The organism is Belnapia sp. AC561, from assembly GCF_979252845.1.
Genome location: NZ_CEEDBP010000028.1, coordinates 33,892 through 52,042, shown reverse-complemented (window position 1 = coordinate 52,042; position 18,151 = coordinate 33,892). Strand labels below are relative to the sequence as shown.

At 71.6% G+C, this 18,151-nt stretch carries 16 protein-coding genes; 5 read left to right on the top strand and 11 right to left on the bottom strand.

Annotation, left to right across the window (positions count from 1 at the left end):
- Positions 1 to 22: 22 nt before the first annotated feature.
- Together AC0IW9_RS20730 and AC0IW9_RS20725 are read left to right on the top strand one after the other, a co-directional pair.
- Entirely contained in the window at positions 23 to 487 is a 465-nt protein-coding gene (locus AC0IW9_RS20730) for a GNAT family N-acetyltransferase (RefSeq protein WP_471650205.1), read from the top strand.
- 65 nt (positions 488 to 552) lie between these two features.
- Entirely contained in the window at positions 553 to 1,530 is a 978-nt protein-coding gene (locus AC0IW9_RS20725; protein WP_471650204.1) for a YihY/virulence factor BrkB family protein, read from the top strand.
- A gap of 15 nt (positions 1,531 to 1,545) precedes the next feature.
- On the opposite strand, the gene recQ is transcribed toward AC0IW9_RS20725, so the two are convergent.
- The 3 genes from recQ to AC0IW9_RS20710 all read right to left on the bottom strand — a co-directional run bounded on the left by recQ (position 1,546) and on the right by AC0IW9_RS20710 (position 4,937).
- Entirely contained in the window at positions 1,546 to 3,402 is a 1,857-nt protein-coding gene (gene recQ, locus AC0IW9_RS20720) for a DNA helicase RecQ (RefSeq protein ID WP_471650203.1), read from the bottom strand.
- A 62-nt stretch (positions 3,403 to 3,464) separates the two neighbouring features.
- Positions 3,465 to 3,866 (bottom strand): OmpA family protein, encoded by a 402-nt coding sequence (locus tag AC0IW9_RS20715; RefSeq protein WP_471650202.1) that lies wholly within the window; start codon positions 3,864 to 3,866, stop codon positions 3,465 to 3,467.
- A gap of 117 nt (positions 3,867 to 3,983) precedes the next feature.
- Positions 3,984 to 4,937: a radical SAM protein gene (locus tag AC0IW9_RS20710; RefSeq protein ID WP_471650201.1), complete on the bottom strand. Its 954-nt coding sequence runs from the start codon at positions 4,935 to 4,937 to the stop codon at positions 3,984 to 3,986.
- 151 nt (positions 4,938 to 5,088) lie between these two features.
- On the opposite strand from AC0IW9_RS20710, the gene AC0IW9_RS20705 reads away from it, so the two are divergent.
- Entirely contained in the window at positions 5,089 to 6,078 is a 990-nt protein-coding gene (locus AC0IW9_RS20705) for a hypothetical protein (RefSeq protein WP_471650200.1), read from the top strand.
- A 109-nt stretch (positions 6,079 to 6,187) separates the two neighbouring features.
- Here the strand turns inward: AC0IW9_RS20705 and cydC are convergent, their stop codons facing one another.
- Positions 6,188 to 7,834 (bottom strand): thiol reductant ABC exporter subunit CydC, encoded by a 1,647-nt coding sequence (gene cydC, locus AC0IW9_RS20700; protein WP_471650199.1) that lies wholly within the window; start codon positions 7,832 to 7,834, stop codon positions 6,188 to 6,190.
- Positions 7,831 to 9,513, bottom strand: coding sequence for a thiol reductant ABC exporter subunit CydD (gene cydD / locus AC0IW9_RS20695; protein ID WP_471650198.1), 1,683 nt, complete (start codon positions 9,511 to 9,513; stop codon positions 7,831 to 7,833). The genes cydC and cydD overlap by 4 nt, the downstream gene beginning before the upstream one ends.
- A 91-nt stretch (positions 9,514 to 9,604) precedes the next feature.
- On the opposite strand from cydD, the gene AC0IW9_RS20690 reads away from it, so the two are divergent.
- The gene (locus AC0IW9_RS20690) at positions 9,605 to 10,495 is read left to right on the top strand and encodes a polysaccharide deacetylase family protein (protein ID WP_471650197.1); all 891 of its coding nucleotides are present in this window, start codon (positions 9,605 to 9,607) and stop codon (positions 10,493 to 10,495) included.
- On the opposite strand, the gene AC0IW9_RS20685 is transcribed toward AC0IW9_RS20690, so the two are convergent.
- From AC0IW9_RS20685 to AC0IW9_RS20660, 6 genes are all read right to left on the bottom strand, one after another.
- Positions 10,492 to 11,457 (bottom strand): Bug family tripartite tricarboxylate transporter substrate binding protein, encoded by a 966-nt coding sequence (locus AC0IW9_RS20685; protein WP_471650196.1) that lies wholly within the window; start codon positions 11,455 to 11,457, stop codon positions 10,492 to 10,494. The genes AC0IW9_RS20690 and AC0IW9_RS20685 overlap by 4 nt on opposite strands.
- Before the next feature lie 62 nt (positions 11,458 to 11,519).
- Entirely contained in the window at positions 11,520 to 12,590 is a 1,071-nt protein-coding gene (gene ugpC, locus AC0IW9_RS20680; protein ID WP_471650195.1) for a sn-glycerol-3-phosphate ABC transporter ATP-binding protein UgpC, read from the bottom strand.
- Positions 12,590 to 13,483, bottom strand: coding sequence for a sn-glycerol-3-phosphate ABC transporter permease UgpE (gene ugpE, locus AC0IW9_RS20675; RefSeq protein ID WP_471650194.1), 894 nt, complete (start codon positions 13,481 to 13,483; stop codon positions 12,590 to 12,592). The genes ugpC and ugpE overlap by 1 nt, the downstream gene beginning before the upstream one ends.
- Complete coding sequence (ugpA, locus tag AC0IW9_RS20670; RefSeq protein ID WP_471650193.1) at positions 13,458 to 14,339, bottom strand: sn-glycerol-3-phosphate ABC transporter permease UgpA; 882 nt, start codon at positions 14,337 to 14,339, stop codon at positions 13,458 to 13,460. The genes ugpE and ugpA overlap by 26 nt, the downstream gene beginning before the upstream one ends.
- A gap of 79 nt (positions 14,340 to 14,418) precedes the next feature.
- Positions 14,419 to 15,750 (bottom strand): sn-glycerol-3-phosphate ABC transporter substrate-binding protein UgpB, encoded by a 1,332-nt coding sequence (gene ugpB / locus AC0IW9_RS20665; RefSeq protein WP_471650192.1) that lies wholly within the window; start codon positions 15,748 to 15,750, stop codon positions 14,419 to 14,421.
- A gap of 83 nt (positions 15,751 to 15,833) precedes the next feature.
- A complete protein-coding gene (locus tag AC0IW9_RS20660) occupies positions 15,834 to 17,012 on the bottom strand; it encodes a diaminopropionate ammonia-lyase (RefSeq protein WP_471650191.1) in 1,179 nt (392 codons plus the stop codon).
- Positions 17,013 to 17,111: 99 nt separating this feature from the next.
- Here AC0IW9_RS20660 and denD point away from each other — a divergent pair, with 99 nt between their 5' ends.
- Positions 17,112 to 18,098, top strand: coding sequence for a D-erythronate dehydrogenase (gene denD, locus AC0IW9_RS20655; RefSeq protein WP_471650190.1), 987 nt, complete (start codon positions 17,112 to 17,114; stop codon positions 18,096 to 18,098).
- Positions 18,099 to 18,151: the final 53 nt, after the last annotated feature.

The following is an 18,151-nucleotide window of genomic DNA, read 5'->3' as shown; positions in this document are numbered from 1 at the left end:
GCCAGCGCAAAGGAAGCCGCCGATGGATAAGCCCGGATTGCTGGTCGGCCATGCCGCCTGGGCGGCGCTGGCGGTGCCCCCTGCCGGGCATGTCTTCGCGCGGGAGGAAGGCCGGCTGGACCCGGCCGAATATACCGCGGTGGTCCGTGCCTCCGGCCTGGCGCGCCCGGTCGGGGATGCGGCGCGGATGGCGGCCATGGTCGCCAATTCCAACCTCATCGTCACCGCGCGGGACACGGCGGGCAGGCTGGTCGGCGCCGCCCGCAGCTTCACCGACTTCACCTATGGCTGCTACCTCTCGGACCTCTGCGTCGATCCGGCGGCGCAGGGGCTCGGCATCGGCCGGGCGCTGATCGCCGAGACCAAGCGCATCATCGGCCCGGGCTGCATGCTGCTGCTGCTCTCGGCGCCGAAGCCGATGAGCTGGTATCCGAAACTCGGGATGGAAGCGGTGGCCAATGGCTTCATCATCCGACGGGACACCTGAAACCACTGCCGTTGCCGGTTGTTCCAACCCTGGGTTCGCAATGGCGTGCCAGGGAATGAGGGCTGATGCTGAACCGGGTCTGGGCACTGCTGCGCGCAACGGTCGAGGGTTATATCGAGGATGAGGCGATGGGCCGCGGCGCGGCCATCGCCTATTACACCATCTTCTCCATCGCCCCCCTGCTGGTGATCGCCACCGCGACCGCGGGCTTCTTCTTCGGCGAGGCCGCCGTCCAGGGGGCCCTTGCCGAGGAATTGCGCGGCCTGCTCGGCGTCACCGGGGCCGAGGCGGTGGAGGCCATGGTCAAGGGTGCCGGCAACCGCACCTCCGGCACCATCGCCACGCTGATCGGCGTGGTGACCCTGCTGCTGACCGCGAGCGGCGTCTTCGGCGAGCTGCAATCGGCGCTGAATGCCATCTGGCGGGTGCAGCCGGCCGAGGGCGATACCGTGACGCGCCTGATGCGGGCGAAGCTGGCCAGCCTCGGGCTGGTGGCGGCGACCGGCTTCCTCCTGCTGGTCTCGCTGGTCGCTAGCGCCGTCCTTTCGGCCGTCGCCACCTGGTTCGATACGGTGCTGCCAGGGACCCTGCTCCTGCTCGGCGTGGCGAATTTCCTGCTGTCCTTCCTGATGGTCGCGGTGCTGTTCGGGGCGATCTACAAGATCCTGCCGGCCCGCCCGGTCGCCTGGCGGGACGTGACCGTCGGCGCCCTGGTCACCGCGCTGCTCTTCACCATCGGTAAATCGCTGATCGGCTGGTACGTCGGCAGCAGCAGCTTCGCCACCGGCTATGGCGCCGCCGGGGCGCTGATGATCGTGCTGCTCTGGGTCTACTACTCCGCCCAGGTCTTCCTGCTCGGGGCGGAATTCACCCGGGCCTGGGGCGGCTTCCAGGGCACCGAGGCGGCCATCGCGGCCCTTGCCGAGCCGGCCCAGCCGCGCCAGCACCTCCGCCAGCAGCAGAAGAAGACCGAGGCCGGGCATTTCCTCGGCGGCGCGGCGGTGATGGCGGTGCTGATGGCGGTGCTGCGCCGGCGCCGCTGAGCCCGCCGGTTTCGCCTAGACCGCCGCCTGGACCACCTGCAGCACCGCATCGGCATAGCGTTCCAGCTTGCTGCGGCCGACGCCGGGGATCATCGCCAGCTCCTCGGCATCCGCGGGCCGCCGCTCGGCGATGGCGGCCAGCGTGTCGTTCTGGAAGATGACATAGGCGGGCACGCCCTGCTCCGCCGCCTCCCGCTTGCGCCAGGCGCGCAGCGCATCGAACAGCGCATCACCGGCCATGGCGGGCTCGGCGGCGCGGCCGCCCCGGGTCGTACGCGGCTCGGCGCGCGCGGTCAGCATTTCCTCCCGCAGCAGCACCTTCTCCTCGCCCTTGAGGATGGGCCGGGCGGCATCGGTCGGGACCAGCTCGCCATGGTTCTCGATGGCGACGTCGAGCGCCCCGCGCGCCACCAGCTGCCGGGCGATGCCCTTCCAGGCGGTCTCGGACAGGTCGGTGCCGATGCCGAAGGTCTTCAGCTTGTCATGGGCGAACTGCGCCACCTTGGGCGTCAGCTTGCCGCGCAGCACGTCCACCACATGGCCGAGCCCGAAGTGGGAGCCGTTGTTCAGCCGGGTCCGCAGCACCGCGCTCAGCAGCTTCTGCGCCGGGACGGTGCCGTCGAACAGCTTCGGCGGCTCGCGGCAGACGTCGCAGGCGCCGCAATTCTCGGGCCCGGTCTCGCCGAAGCAGCGCAGCAGGATCTTGCGGCGGCAGGTGGCGGCCTCGGCGATGGAGACCATGGCCTCCAGCCGGGCCCGCTCGATCCGCTTCTGCTCCGGCATGGCCGGGCTTTCCTGGATGCGGTGGCGGGCCAGCGCGATATCCCCGGCGCCATAGAGCAACAGGGCGCGGGCGGGCAGCCCGTCGCGCCCGGCGCGGCCGATCTCCTGGTACCAGCTCTCGGGCGACTTCGGCAGGTCGAGGTGGCAGACCCAGCGCACATCGGGCCGGTCGATGCCCATGCCGAAGGCGATGGTGGCCGCCATGATGACGGCATCGCCGCGGGCAAATCGGCGGTGGCTGTCCCGCTTGGCCTCGGGATCCATCCCGGCGTGGAAGCACAGCGCGTCATGCCCATCGGCGCGCAGCCATTCCGCGGTCTGCTCGGTCTTGGCCCGGGTGCCACAATAGACGATGCCGGCGCCCGAGCCGTCGCCGGCGGATTTGACGAAGGCCCGGAGCTGCGCCCGCTCCTGCTCGCGCGGGGCGGCGCTGACGAAGATATTCGGCCGGTCGAAGCCGCCCCGGAATACCGGGCTGTCCTGCAGGCCGAGCTGGACGCGGATATCCTCGACCGTGCGCGGATCGGCGGTCGCGGTCAGCGCCAGCCGCGGCACGTCCGGGAAACGCTCGGCCAGCATGCCGAGGCCGCGGTACTCCGGCCGGAAGTGGTGGCCCCACTGGCTGACGCAATGCGCCTCGTCGATCGCGAACAGGGCGATCGGCCGCTCGGCCAGCCGGCTCAGCGTATTGTCGAAGGAGAGCCGCTCCGGCGAGATGTACAGCAGCTTGATCGCGCCGCGGGCGAGATCCCGCCGGACCTCCCGCGCCTGATCCTCCGGCAGGTCCGAATGCAGCGCGGCGGCGGCGACGCCCTGCTGCCGCATGGCCGCCACCTGGTCCTCCATGAGGGCGATGAGCGGCGAGATCACCACCCCAAGCCCGTCCCGGCAGAGCGCCGGGACCTGGAAGCAGAGCGACTTGCCGCCACCCGTCGGCATCAGCACCAGGCCGGAGCCGCCGTCCATCACATGGTGGACGATTTCCTCCTGCCGGCCGCGGAAGGCCGGGTGGCCGAAGATGCGGTGGAGCACCTCCGCCGGATCGGTGCCGGGCTGGACCGGCACCGCAGACTCCATGACATCAGGCATGGGTCTTATTGCCATGCGGCGGCGCCGGCGTCAGCCGTTGTTCCCGGCGCCCGCCAAACGGGCTACTCGCCGATCAGGATCTCGACCCGGCGGCTCTCGACCGCCATCTGCTCGAAGGGCACCGCACCGCGCGGCTGCAGCCGGATGCGCGACCGGTCGACGCCGGAGGCAACGAGCTGGTCGGCCACGTTGCGGGTCCGCGCCTCGGCCACGCTGCGGCTGAAGGCGGGGCTGCTCGCCGCATCGGGCGCGGCGAAGCCGCGCACCCGGACCGGGGCGCTGCCCATGGTCTTGGCGCGCTCGGCCACGTCCTCGACCAGGGCAGTGGCATTCTCGTCCAGCGCGGCACTGTCGGCGGTGAAAAAGACCACCGTGCGCGGCGCCGGGCGGGACGCCGTGCCGGGCGTTTGGCAGGCCGCGAGGCCGAGCAGCGGCAGGGCGGCAAACAGAAGGCGGCGGCGCATAAGTGTGACTCCGGAAGGGTAAGACTGATCAGTCGATGATACGCCGGGGGTCGTCAACCGTTGCGGGTTGCCGGCGAAAAAGCGGCACCGGCAGCGCGTTTTGGCCGCGACCGCGTCTCAGCGGGAACAGGCCGCCCCGCCGAGGACGCAGAACCGGGCGCAATGCGGATGGTTGAGCGGCACCGGCCGGGATGCCTCCGCCAGGGTCGCGCCCAATTCGAACTGCGGATCATAGGGCAGCAGCGTGCAGGCGACCACCGCCGGCCGCGCCGCCCCGCGCCGCTTCACCACCATGCGGGAGGAGGCGCACATCAGGCTGTCCGGGCTTTTCCGCAGGATGCCCCAGCAGGCGGTGGTGATCTCCGGCACGTCCACCGCCGCATCCATTTCAGGGAAGAGCATCAGCGCCACCGGATCGGCGGCATCGATCGGGATGGCGTACTCGGCGAAGACCGCGGCGAAGCCCGCCCGCATCGCCGCCTCATTCTCCCCGCCGAAGGCGGCGCGGCCGGCGACATGCACCTGGAACCCCTCCCGCGCCAGCCAGCCCAGGCCTTCCAGTGCGATGGCGAAGCTGCCGTCCAGGCGTTCCAGGTCGTGCAGCAGCGCGGTGTGATGGTCGAGGCTGACCCGCAGCGTCAGCCGGTCGCCATGCAAGTCCCGCAGCGCCCGCAGCGCCGCCGCCTGGTTGCGCATCGGCTTCATCGCATTGGTCAGCACCAGGGCGCGATGGCCGCGCCCCAGCACATCCGCCAGCATCGCCGGCAGGTCGCGGTTGAGGAAGGGCTCGCCGCCGGTGAAGCCGATCTCCTCGACCGGCAGGGCGTCGCGGGCCATCTCCTCCAGAAAGGCACGGCATTCGGCGGCGGTCAGATAGACCAGCGCATCGTTCCGCGGGCTGCTCTCGATGTAGCAGTTGCGGCAGGTGATGTTGCAGAGCGTCCCGGTGTTCAGCCAGAGGGTCCGGAGGCCCGAGAGGGCGACGCTGGCCCGCGCCTCCCCCTCGGCGGTCCGGTGGGGGTCACGGAATTTGGCGGGGTCCAGGCGATGCGGGGCAATGGGGGGGCTCACGGACACACGGCGGCTCCTGCGGGGGATCTGTCTGCTTCGGTGGGGCCGGCCGGCCGGATACCCGCCATCCTAACGCAGCATGCGGGCAAAGGCAGCGGCGGCGTCTCCTCATCCCGGGTTAACCCGCGGCGCCCATCCTTCGGTGGTGGCCGTGACCCCGCAAATCCCGCCCGATCCCCGGCGCTTCGACCCGGTGCGCTTCCCCGGCCTCGCCGGGCTGACGGAATGGCCGCCGCCGTCCTTCGACTTCGCCGCGCCCTGGCTGCGCGGCCCGGACCTGGCCTTCGAGCGGGATGCCGGCGGCAGCATCGGGGTCGTCCGGCGCTTCGACCATGTGCGGCTGGTCGTCGATATCGAGCGGGCGCATGCGATGTTCGACATCGCCGTCGGCACCCGGGACTTCCTGCTGCTGCGGCTGGTCCCGGCGGCGCTGCGCTTCGTCGAGACCGTCTCCCCCGGCGACCCGGTGCCGGAGGCCTTGCGCGACCTCGATATGGCCATGCCGGCCGAGCACCATGTCTATGCCGCCACCACGGTGCTGCTGGAGGTCCTGGCCGGCACTGCCACCGAGGAGGCGATGGCGCTGGCGGACGCCATCCGCCGGGTGCCGCCGGGGCCGGACATGTTCGAACAGGCCGTCGCCCGCTGCATCACCCGGGACCTGATGCCGATCGAACGGGTGGCGCCGCTGGCCCGGCGGCTGCAACGCCTGACCAATGCCCATGCCGGGGTGCTGTCCGGGGCCGCCAGCCAGCCGGACTACCTGGCGATGGAGCGGATGATGCGATCCATGCATGCGGCCATCGTCAACGACCGGCGCTGGGCCAATGACCTGCTGACCCTGGCCATGGCCGCCCTGCTGCCCCTGGCCGACCGCCCCCGGCTGGCGGCGGAGGCGCTGCTGCGCCAGGGCGAGGCGATGATGCGCCGCCCCGGCGTGCTGCAGCAGCTGCCCCGGCTGATCGATGCGCAGCAGATGGTGCGGGAGAGATTATCCGAGCTGGCGCTGTTCTGGCACCGCACCGCCGCCGCCTGGCTGGCGGTGGACCCGGATACCACCGATCGGCGGGAGGTGGAGGCGCTGGCACGGAATGCGATGCGAAGGTTGTCGCTGGTGGGGCTGTACCGGGTGGAAATCTAGCAAACGGCGGCCGTCCCCCGATCCGTCACGCGCCGCGCAGCGAATGCCGAGCCACGAAAAACAGTGGAGGGGCTCGGGGAGGAAACGCGTTCCTCCCCAGCTTTCCTTCCTAGCCCGCCGCCGGCAGCGCCCTGCCCCCCGCTAGCCGCAGGATCCGGGTCGGCCGCTCCACCCCGGTCAGCCGGTGGGTGATGAGGATGATCGTCCGCCCGGCAGTCACCGCCTCCAGCGTCTCCAGGAAGGCGCGCTCGGTCTCGGTATCCAGCCCGGCGGTCGGCTCGTCCAGGATCAGCACCGGCGCGGCCGAGAGCAGCACCCGCGCCAGCGCCAGGCGCCGCGCCTGGCCGCCGGAGAAGCGCGCGCCGCCCTCGCCGCAGCGGGTTTCCAGCCCCTCCGGCAAGGCGCGGACCAGGGTGCCGATCCCGGCGCGGTCGAGCGCCCGCCAGAGCGCCGCTTCCGGCGCCAGGGGCGCGGCGATGCGCAGGTTGGCGGCGATGCTGTCGTCGAACAGCCGGGCATCCTGGGTCAGGCAGGCGATGCGGCGGCGGACATCGGCGGCGGCGAGGCTGGCGATATCCACCCCGCCCAGGGTGATCCGCCCGGCCTGCGGCGCCGCCAGCTTCAGCAGCAGCGCGGCGAGGCTGGACTTGCCGATGCCCGACGGCCCGAGCAAGGCGACCCGGCTGCCCTCCGGGATCTCGAGCTCGAGGCCCTCGAAGACCGCCGGCCGGTCGGGGGCCCAGGCGAAGCCCAGCCCCTCGATGCGGATGGCATGGCCGGCGGGCAGCGCCGCCGGATCGGCCGGCTCGGCCATCGGCGGGGCGGCATCGGCGGCCTCGAACAGCCGGCGGGCGCCGGCGGCGGCGGCGGCCAGCGCGGTGCCGGCACGCGGCAGGATGCCGATGCTCTCGGCAGTGGCCAGCGCCAGGAACAGCGCCAGCACGGCCAGCGCCACGCCGCTGCTGCCGGCGGCCAGCCCCCAGGCCAGGGCACCGAGCAGCGCCGCCTGGGTCAGCAGGCTGCCGGCGGCCCCCGCCATGGCGGCGCGGCCGGCCAGCCGGCGCTGCGCCTGGCCGAGGCCGGTCGCCTCCCGCGCCAGGCCGGCGCCGGCGGCGGCCTCGCCATTGGCGGCGAGCGTATCCTCGATGCCGAGCAGCGGATCGACCGCGGCGGCGCGCAGCCGGCCCTGGGCCTCGGCCGCCTCGCCCGCCGCCCGCGCGGCGCCGGGGGCGAGCAGCAGCGGCAGGGCCAGCGCGACGGCGAGCGGCAGGGCGACGGCGGCGGCGAGCAGCGGCGCGCCCAGCAGCAGCGCCGCCACCACCACCACCATGGCCAGCGCCGCGGCGACCGGGATAATGACCTTCAGGTAGAGCCCGTCCAGCGCCTCCACATCCGCGACCATCCGGCCGAGCAGGTCGCCGGAGCGGCGCAGGCCGATCCCCGAGGGCAGCCGGTCCGCCAGCCGCCGGAAGAACCAGACGCGGGTATCGGCCAGTGCCCGGAAGGTGGCGGCGTGCGTCACCATGCGCTCGCCCCAGCGGGCGGCCGGGCGCAGCACGATCAAGGGCCGCAGCAGCAGGAAGGCGATGGTGCTGGCGACCGCCGCCCCGCCCAGCACGGCGGCGACCGCCTGCCCGGCGAGCGCCAGCAGCGCCGCCCCGACCAGCGCCGAAAGGATGGTCACCCCCGCCCCGGCCAGCAGCCAGCCGGTGCGGCTGCGCCAGAGGCCGAGGACGCGGATCAGGTCGGCCCTCATGCCTGGCCTCCCGCCTGGGCCGACCGGCTGCCGCCGACGACCCGGCCGCCGTTCAGCTCCAGCACCCGGCCCAGCCGGGCGCGGGCGGCGGCGGAATGACTGGCGATGATGGCGGTGCGGCCGATGCAGAGCTTGTGCAGGCTCTCGATCACCTCGGCCTCGGTGCCGGGATCGAGATGCGCGGTCGGCTCGTCCAGCAGGACCAGCGGGGTATCCCGCAGGAAGGCGCGGGCCAGGGCGACGCGCTGCGCCTGCCCGCCCGAAAGCCCCCAGCCCCCCTCGCCCACCAGCGTATCCAGCCCCTGCGGCAGCGCCTCGGCGAAATCCGCGACGCGGGCGGCGCGGGCGGCGGCCTCGACCTGCCCGGCCGTCGCCTCCGGCCGGGCGAAGCGGATGTTCTCCCGGAGACTGGCGCGGAACAGGTGCGGCTTCTGGCCGATATAGGAGGACAGCCGCCGCAGCTCCTCGGGCCGGAGCGCCATGGCGTCCTGGCCGTTGATCGAGATCCGCCCGGCCTCGGGCCGGTTGAAGCCCATCAGCAGGCGGAGGACGGAGGATTTGCCGGCGCCGGAGGGACCGACCAGCACCATCGTCTCCCCGGCATTGACCCGGAAGGACAGGCCGTCCAGCGCCGGGGCGCGGGCGGCATCGTAGCTGAGGCGGACCTCGGTGAAGGTGACCACCACCTTGGGCGGCATCTCCTGCAGCAGCAGGCCCTCGGGCTCGGGGTCCAGCAGCAACGGCGCCAGGGCGGCGGCGGCGCCGGTGGCGGAGAGCCTTTCGTGATAGGCGGTGGCGAAGGCGCGCAGCGGGGCGAAGAAGGCCGGAACCAGCAGCAGGCAGAACAGGCCCGCGGTCGGGTCGCCGCCGCTCAGCCCGCCATGCCGCCAGGCGATGCAGGCGAGCGCCAGGGCGGAGAGCAATTCCAGCGCCGTGCCCGAGAGGAAGGCGACCCGCAGCACCTTCATGGTACGCAGGCGGAGCTCATCGGCCGCCTCGCCCAGCGCCTCGGCCTCGGCCTCCTGCCGGTTGAACAGGACCAGGGTGGGCAGGCCGCGCATGCGGTCGAGGAAGCGGCCGGAGAGGCGCTCGAGCTGCTCGAACTGGCGGCGGCTGGCGGTCGCGGCGCCGATGCCGGTGCCGGCCATGGCGAAGGGATAGATCAGCCCGGCGATGCCGAGCAGCAGCCCGCTCTGCGGATCGGCCCAGGCCGCCAGGGCGATGACCAGGACGGGGGCGATCAGGGCCAGGGTCGCGGTCGGCAGCCAGCGGCCGAAATAGCCATCCAGCGCCTCCACCCGGTCCACCACCAGGGAGGCGCGTTCGCCGACGCTGCGCGCATCGGCCGGGCCGGCAGCCAGCAGCCGGGCGAAGGTGAGGTCGCGCAGCCGGGTGCGCGCCGCCTCCCCGGCGGCGAGCTGGGCCCGTTCCTGCGCCAGGCCGAGCGCGGCGCCGAGCACGGCGAGCGCCGCGGCGGCGGCCAGCTCCGGCCAGCCCGCGCCGGGGAAGCCGAGCAGGGCGGCCAGCAGCCGGGCCACCAGCCAGGTAGTGCCGAGCGATGCCATGGTCGCCGCCACGCCCAACAGGACGGGCAGCATCACACGCCCACGCAGGGCCCGGGATTCGCGCTTCAGCAGGACCTTCGCCGGGTCCGGCTGGCCAGCCGAGGAATAAGCCATCGGGCCAGTCTATGCCCTGCAAACCGGCCCGTCACCTTGCGTTCCGTCAAACTGGCGGGCACATCCCGGCAAACCGTTCCGGATGCCCCGCATGCTCCCGACCCATGGCCGCTACGCCTATGCCCCCTGGCCCGGCCGCGCCCGCTATGCCTGGCCGGGCGGGGCGAAGCTCGCGGTCTACCTCGGGGTGAACCTCGAGCATTTCGCCTTCGGCGAGGGCCTCGGCGCCGAGCTGGCGCCCGGCGGACCACCGCCCGACGTGCTGAACTATGCCTGGCGGGACTACGGCAACCGGGTCGGCGGCTGGCGGCTGATCGAGCTGCTGGACCAGCTCCGCCTGCCGGCGACGGTGCTGCTGAACAGCGCCATGTATGACTACGCCCCGGCTCTGGTCGCCGCGCACCGGGCCCGCGGCGACGAGATCGCCGGCCATGGCCGGACCAATTCCGAGCGGCAATCCACCTTTGACGAGGCCGGGGAGCGTCGGCTGATCGCCGAGAGCACCGCCGCCATCCTGGCGCGGGAAGGCACCGCGCCGCGCGGCTGGCTCTCCCCCTGGATCGCCGAGAGCCGGGTGACGCCGGAGCTGCTGGTGGAGGCCGGCTATCGCTACACGCTGAACTGGTGCGCCGACGACCAGCCGATTTGGCTTGCCACCGCGGCCGGGCCGCTGCTCGCCATCCCCTATCCGCAGGAGGTCAACGACATCCCCGCCGTGGTCGCGCGGAAGGACGGCGCGGAGGCCTTCGCCGCCATGGTGCTGGCGGATTTCGCGGAGCGGCTGGAGCAGGTCGCCCGCGACGGCATCCCGCAGGTCATGGGGATCGCGCTGCATCCCTACATCGTCGGCCAGCCCTACCGGCTGCGGGCGCTGCGCGGCGCGCTGGCGGCGATCGCGGCGCGGCGGGAGGAGATCTGGATCACCACCGCCGGGGCGATCCACGACCATGTCCTGACGCTGCCGGAGGGCAGCATTCCCTAATCCACCTTGATGCCGGCATCGCGGATGATGCCTTCCCATTTCGCCGTCTCCTCCGCCAACCACTGCGTCGCCATCTGCGGCGTGGTGTCGTGGCGCAGGGTCATGGTCAGTTCTGTCAGCCGCCGCTGCACCGCCTCGGAGGCCGCGGCCTGGTTGAAGGCGGCATTCACCGCCTGCACCACCGGCGCCGGCGTCCCGGCCGGGGCGAAGACCATGTGCCAGGTATAGCTTTCCGCATTGGCGACGCCGCCCTCGGCGAAGGTCGGGATCTCAGGCGCCTGGGGGATGCGGGCGGCGGCCGAGAGGCCGATCGCCCGCGCATCGCCGCGCTGGGCATAGGCGAGGCCTCCGGCGGCCACATCCATGAACATCGCCAGCCGCCCCGAAAGCAGGTCCGGCATCCCGGCGGCCGAGCCGCGATAGGGGATGTGATTGGCCTTGAGGTCGCCGGCCCGCTTCAGCAGCAGCTCCGTCGCCAGGTGGACGGCGCCGCCGATGCCGCTGCTGCCGTAGTCGTAGCGCCCGGGATTCGCCCGCAGCAGCGCCACCAGCTCCGCCAGGTTGCGCACCGGCAGGTCCTTGTTGACCAGCAGCACCATGGGGATGACGCCGAGCAGCGCCACCGGCTGGAAATCCGCGATGGGGTCGAAGGGCAGCCGCGGAAAAAGTGCGCGCAGCACCGAATGGGCGATGGTGCTGTAAAGCAGCGTATGGCCATCCTTCGGCGCCTGCGCCACCGCGTCCGAGCCGACGACGACCCCGGCGCCGGTGCGGTTCTCGACCACGACGCGCTGGGGCAGCAGCTTGCCGACTTCCTCCGCGAAGAGCCGGGCGGGGATATCGGTCGGGCCGCCAGCGGCGAAGGGGACGACCAGGCGGATCGGCTGGCTGGGCCAGGCGGGTTGGGCACGGGCCACGCCCGGCAGAATTGCGGCGGCGGCGAGCAGGCTACGGCGATGCATGGATGGTCTCCCGGCGGGCCTTGGCGCCCTTGCCGGGGATCTTGGATGCTCCGCCGACGTGGTCAAGCCATGGGGTCGAGCCGCTTGCCCGTGCCGCCATCGAAGACATGCAGCGCCGTGGCCGGCAGGCGGACCTGGATCGCCGCCTCGGCGGAGGCGGGGCCGCCCAGCTTCACCGTCAGCGCCTCGCCATTCGGCAGATGGCCATGCAGCACCGTCTCCGAGCCGAGCGGTTCCACCAGGTCGAGCGGCAGCAGCAGCCCCTCGGTAGTCGCCTCGACATGCTCTGGGCGGATGCCGATGGTCAGCGGCATTCCCTCGGCGCCGGGGCGCGGCCCATCGGCGAAGCGGATCACCGGGCCGGCAGCCAGCGCCACGGCCCGGCCGCCCTCGGCCAGGGTACCCTTCAGGAAGTTCATCGCCGGGCTGCCGATGAAGCCGGCGACATAGGTATCGGCCGGCTTCGCCCAGATCTCCATCGGCGTCGCCACCTGCGCCGCATGGCCGGCATGCATGACGACGAGGCGGTCGCCAAGCGTCATCGCCTCGGTCTGGTCGTGAGTCACGAACAGCGAGGTGACGCCGAGCCGGCGCTGCAGCCGGCGGATCTCGGCCCGCATCTGCACCCGGAGCTTGGCATCGAGGTTCGACAGCGGCTCGTCGAACAGGAAGAGCTTGGGTTCGCGGACGATGGCGCGGCCCATGGCGACGCGCTGGCGCTGGCCGCCCGAGAGCTGGCGCGGGCGGCGATCCAGCAGCGCCTCGATCCCCAGCAGCCCGGCCGCCTCGGCGACGCGGCGGACGATCTCGGGCTTCGGCAGGCCGCGGATCTTCAGCCCATAGGCCATGTTCTCGGCGACGGTCATGTGCGGGTAGAGCGCGTAGTTCTGGAAGACCATGGCGATGTCGCGGTCGGAGGGCTCGAGCGCCGTCACCTCCCGCCCGGCGATGCGGATGCTGCCGGTGGTCGCCGTCTCGAGCCCCGCGACGATGCGCAGCAGGGTGGACTTGCCGCAGCCGGAGGCGCCGACGATGACGATCATCTCGCCATCGGCGACCTGAAGGTCGACCCCGTGCAGGACCTTGGTGGCGCCGAAGGACTTGGTAACGGCGGAGACTTCGAGGGTGGCCATTACTTCTCCGTATCCGTCAGGCCTTTGACGAACCAGCGCTGCATCAGCACCACCACCGCGACCGGCGGCAGCAGGGCGAGCACGCAGGTCGCCATGATGAGATTCCACTCGGTATTGGACTCGGAGCCGATCATCTTGACCATGCCGATGACCACGGTCTCGACCTCGGCCGAGGTGGCGACGAGCAACGGCCAGAGATACTGGTTCCAGCCATAGACGAAGAGGATGACGAAGAGCGCGGCGATATTGGTCCGCGACAGCGGCAGCACCACGTCCCAGAAGAAGCGCAGCGGGCCAGCGCCATCCATCTTCGCGGCTTCCACGAACTCGTCCGGGATGGTCAGGAAGAACTGGCGGAACAGCAGCGTCGCGGTGGCCGAAGCAACCACCGGGATGATGAGGCCGGGGAAGGTATTCACCAGCCCGAGGTCGGAGACGACCTTGAAGGTCGGGAAGATGCGGACCTCGACCGGGAGCATCAGGGTCAGGAAGATCGCCCAGAAGGCCAGCGTCCGCCCGGGGAAGCGGAAGAAGACCACGGCATAGGCCGAGAGGATGGAGATCACGATCTTCCCCACCGCGATCGACATCGCCATGACGAAGCTGTTCCACAGCATGTGGCCGACGCCGATGCCGCCCTGGCCGCCGCGGTTCCAGGCGAGGCTGTAGTTCGCCACCGCATCGGGACCCGGCAGCAGCGGGATGTCGCCGCGGCCGATCGTCGCCGCATCATGGGTCGAGCCCATGAGCACGATCCAGAGCGGCAGCGCGAAGATGACGACGCCGGCGATGAGGATCGCATGCACCAGCCAGTCGCGGCTCGCCCGCGCGGCGGGTGCCTCAGTGTCGCGGCTTTGCCGCGCGGGGTCAGTAGTGGACGCGGCGTTCGACATAGCGGAACTGGATGGCGGTGAGGGCAATGACGACGACCATGAGAACGACGGATTGGGCCGAGGAGGAGCCGAGGTCGAGGTTCACCCGCCCATCGACATAGGCGCGATAGATCAGCGTCTCCGTGCTTTTGGCCGGGCCGCCCTTGGTCAGGGCATCGATGACGCCGAAGGTATCGAAGAAGGCATAGACCAGGTTCACCACCGCGAGGAAGAAGGTGGTCGGCGAGAGCAGCGGGAAGACGATGGTCCAGAACCGCCGCATCGCCCGGGCGCCGTCGATGGCGGCGGCTTCCAGCACCGCCTTCGGGATGGACTGCAGCCCGGCGAGGAAGAAGATGAAGTTGTAGGAGACCTGCTTCCAGGCCGACGCCAGGATCACCACCGCCATCGCCTGGCCGCCGTTCAGCTTGTAGTCGAAGGGCAGGCCATTCTCGTTCAGCGCCCGACCGATCAGCCCGATCGAGGGATGAAATAGGAAGATCCAGAGCACCGCGGCGATGGCCGGCGCGATGGCATAGGGCCAGATCAGCAGCGTCCGGTAGATCCCGGCGCCGCGGATCTCCCGGTCCGCGAGCGCGGCCAGCAGCAGTGCCACCGCGAGCGAGAGGATGGTGACGCCGGTGGAGAAGACCGCGGTATTCCGGATGGTCTCGAGGTAGAGCGGATCGGCGAAGAGGTCGGTGAAATTCTCGAAGCCGACGAAGCTGGTGCGGATGCCGAAGGCGTCCTGGCGCAGGAAGGCGAACCAGACCGCCTGCCCCGCCGGCCAGAAGAAGAAGACCATGGTGATGGCGAGTTGCGGCGCCAGCAGCAGATACGGCAGCAACCGCTGCTTGAAAACGACCTTACGTTCCACCTGGCTACCTTAACTCAAGAGTTCCAAGGGCCCTTCGGCCCTTGGCGGGGAGTGCAGAGGGGCAGCGCCCCTCTGCTGCTTAGGCCTTGTTGGCCCGCTCGAAATTCCTGAGCACCACATTCCCCCGCCGGTTCGCGGCCTCCAGCGCCGCGGCCGCGCCCTGCTGTCCCTGGAAGCCCTTCTCCAGCTCCTCCTGGATGATGTTGCGGATCTCCACCAGCCCGCCGAGGCGGAAGCCGGCGCTGTTCGGCGTCGGCTCGGCGCGCGACAGCTGGAGGATGGCCGCATCGGCGCCGGGGTTCTGGGTGTAGTAGCCCTCCCCCTTCGCCTTTTCGTAGGCCGCGGTGGTGATGGGCACGTAGCCGGTCGCCTTGTGCCACCAGAGGTCCTGGTCGACTTCGGAGATGAAGCGGAAGAACTCGGCGACGCCCTTGTATTCCGCCGGGGTGCGGTTGCGCGCCGTCATGGTCCAGAGGCTGGCGCCGCCGAGCACGCCGTTCTTCGGGCTCTGCGTGATCTCGTCGTAATAGGGCAGCGGCACGGAGATCCACTTGAACTTCGCCTCCCGCGCGACGCGGGCGCGGAGCGAGGAGGACATGAAGCTGATCGCCGCCTCGCCGGCGACGAAGAGCCCATCCGCCGCATTGTCCCGGCCGCCGTAGCGGAACAGCCCGTCCTTCTGCGCCGCCAGCAGGTATTCGGTGTGCTTCACGAACAGCGGGCTGGTGATGCGCAGCTCGGCGCCGAGGCCCTCGAAGCCGTTCGAGAGGGTGGCGAAGGGCACGTCATGGATCGCCGCGAGCTGTTCGAAATGCACCCAGGTCGGCCAGGACGTGGTCATCGGTACCGGCGTCGCATTCGCCGCCTTCAGCTTCTCGCAGGCGGCGCGGATCTGGCCCCAGGTCTTCGGCAGGTCGGTGGTGGAAAGCCCGGCCTTGGCGAAGGCATCGAGGTTCAGCCACATGATCGCGGAGGAGGAGTTGTGCGGCATGGAGATCAGCCGCCCCTGCGTATCCGAGTAGTAGCCGCGGACGCCGCCGAGATAGCGCTTCGGGTCGAGGGTGATGCCGCTTTCCGCCAGCAGCTGGTGGACCGGGCGGATGGCCGGGCCGGCGGCCATCATGGTGGCGGTGCCGACCTCGAAGACCTGCAGGATATGCGGCGCATTGCCCGATCGCCAGGCGGCGATGGCGCCGGTCATGGCCTCGGAATAGCTGCCCTTGAAGCTGGGGACGACGGTGACCGTCGCCTGGCTGTCGTTGAAGCGCTTCACCTGCTCGGCGACGATCTCCCCGAGCGGTCCGGGCATGGCGTGCCAGAACTGCACCTCGGTACGGGCCTGGGCGCGCGACACGGTGGGGGCGGCGAGGCCGAGGGCGGCGGCCCCGGCGAAAAGCGAGCGGCGCTGCATGATGGTGGGAGCTCCCCGAGGTTCTTGCGGTGGCGCGCTGGTAGCCGCCCCGTGTTGCCGTCTTGTGACACAACGGGGTCGGTTCAGTGAAGGGGTTCGTCCCGCACGAGCCGGTCATAGACCGCCTGGTCGGTGGCCCCCTCGGTCCCGAACAGCAGGATGCGGCTGTCCTCCTCCAGCCCCAGGGCGCTGCGGGCGAAGGGCTCCCGCGTCGCCAGCAGCAGGGCGGCCAGGCCGGCGACCGCGCTTTCGCCGGCGACCAGCGGCGGGCGGCGCTTCGCCAGCAGCTTCATGCAGGCGACGGCGCTCTCATCCGGCACCGCCATGAAGGCGAAGGCGGCGCGTTCCAGCTCCTGCCAGGCGAGCAGGCTCGGCTCGCCGCAGGCAAGCCCGGCCATCAGCGTATCGAGGTCGCCATCGATGCCGGTGGGCTCGCCCGCCTCGGCGCTGGTCAGCAGGCAGGCGGCCTCGGTCGGCTCGACCACGATCAGGCGTGGCCCCTTGGCGCCGTAGCGGGCCCGCATCTGGACCGAGACGGCGGCCGCCACGCCGCCGACCCCGGCCTGGATGAAGACATGGCTGGGCGGCGCCGGGATCTGGTCCGCCGCCTCGTCGGCCATCACCCGGTAGCCCTGCATCACGTCGCGCGGCACCTCGGTATAGCCGGGGTAGGAGGTATCGGAGACGACGAACCAGCCCTCCGCCTCGGCGGTGCGCTGGGCGGCGCGCACGGCATCGTCATAGGTGCCGGGAACCTCGCGGATCTCGGCGCCATGCGCGGCGATGGCATCGCGGCGACCCTGGCTCACCGTCTCATGCACGAAGATCACGCAGCGGGCATGGAAGCGCTTCGCCCCCCAGGCGACGCTGCGGCCATGGTTGCCGTCGGTCGCGCAGGTGACGGTGATGGCCTCCGTCGCCGCCTTGTGCTGGCCGGACGCCAGCTCCGCCGAGCCGGCGGAATTGGCGACGCCGCGGCGGGCCAGTTCGGCCTGCAGCAGCTTCATCACCGCATAGGCGCCGCCCAGCGCCTTGAAGCTGCCGAGGCCGAAGCGCGGCCCCTCGTCCTTCCAGTGGATGCTGGCGACCCGGGCGGCCTTGGCCAGATCCTCCAGCGGGACCAGCGGCGTGGGGGCGTAGCCCTCCCAGGTCGCGATCTCCTCCTTGGCGCGGCGGAAGCCGCCCTCGGGCAGGACGACCACGCCGGGGGTGCCGGCATGGCGGTTGATCATCAGGCGGAAGGGGCGGTTCGGGATGCTCATGGGGCGGGGTTATCGCCCGGCCCGCGGCCGGCCGCCACGGGTGACTTGCACCGGAACGCCGGCGGCGCGACATCGGGGGGACAGATTTGGGAGAGCGCCATGCAGATCACCATCCTCGGCGGCGGCGGGTTCCTCGGCCGCAAGCTCGCCATGCGCCTGGCCAGGGACGGGGCAGTCGGCGGTCAGGCCATCACCGGGCTGACGCTGTTCGACCTGCAGGCGCCGGCCGGGCTGGAGGCGCCCTTCCCGGTCCGCTGCCTCGGCGGCGATGTGGCCGACCCGGCCCAGGTGGCCAATGCCATCCCTCAGGGGACCAAGGTGGTGGTCCACCTCGCCGCCGTGGTCTCGGCCCAGGCGGAGGCGGATTTCGACCTCGGCCTGAAGGTGAACGTGATGGGCACGCTGGCCGTGCTGCAGGCCTGCCGCGCCCTGCGGGAGCCGCCGCGGGTGGTCTTCACCTCCTCCGTCGCCAGCTTCGGCGGCGGCCAGGAGGCGCGGCTGGAGGACGATGCCCGCCAGCTGCCCGGCAACAGCTACGGCGCCGAGAAGGCGATCGGCGAGCTGCTGCTGCAGGATGCCTCCCGCCGGGGGATGCTGGATGCGGTCAGCATCCGCCTGCCCACCGTCATCGTCCGCCCGGGCCGGCCGAACAAGGCGGCCTCCTCCTTCGTCTCCGCCATCCTGCGGGAGCCGCTGCTGGGGCTCGAGACGACCCTGCCGGTGCCGGAGGATTTCGCCCTCTGGATCTGCTCGCCGCGGCGGGCGGTGGAGTGGTTCCTGCATGCGATGACCATGGATACCGGCCCGCTCGGGCTCGACCGCGGCATCAACCCGCCGGGCCGCAGCGCCACCGTGGGCAAGATGCTGACGGCGCTGGAGACGGTGGCCGGGCCGGAAGCCCGGGCACGGGTGAAGCACGTCCCGGATGCGGCGATCGAGGCGATCGTCGGCGGCTGGCCGGCCAGCTTCACGGCGATGCGGGCCCGGCGGCTGCACGACTTCTCCGAGCAGGAATCGCTGGAGGAGATCATCCAGGCCTTCATCGAGGACGACTTGGCGGCGACCCGGGCCGAGCGAGGATTGTAAGCCAGGGCCGGGGAGACGGCATCCTTTCGCCATGCGGGCCGTTTCCGCCGCGG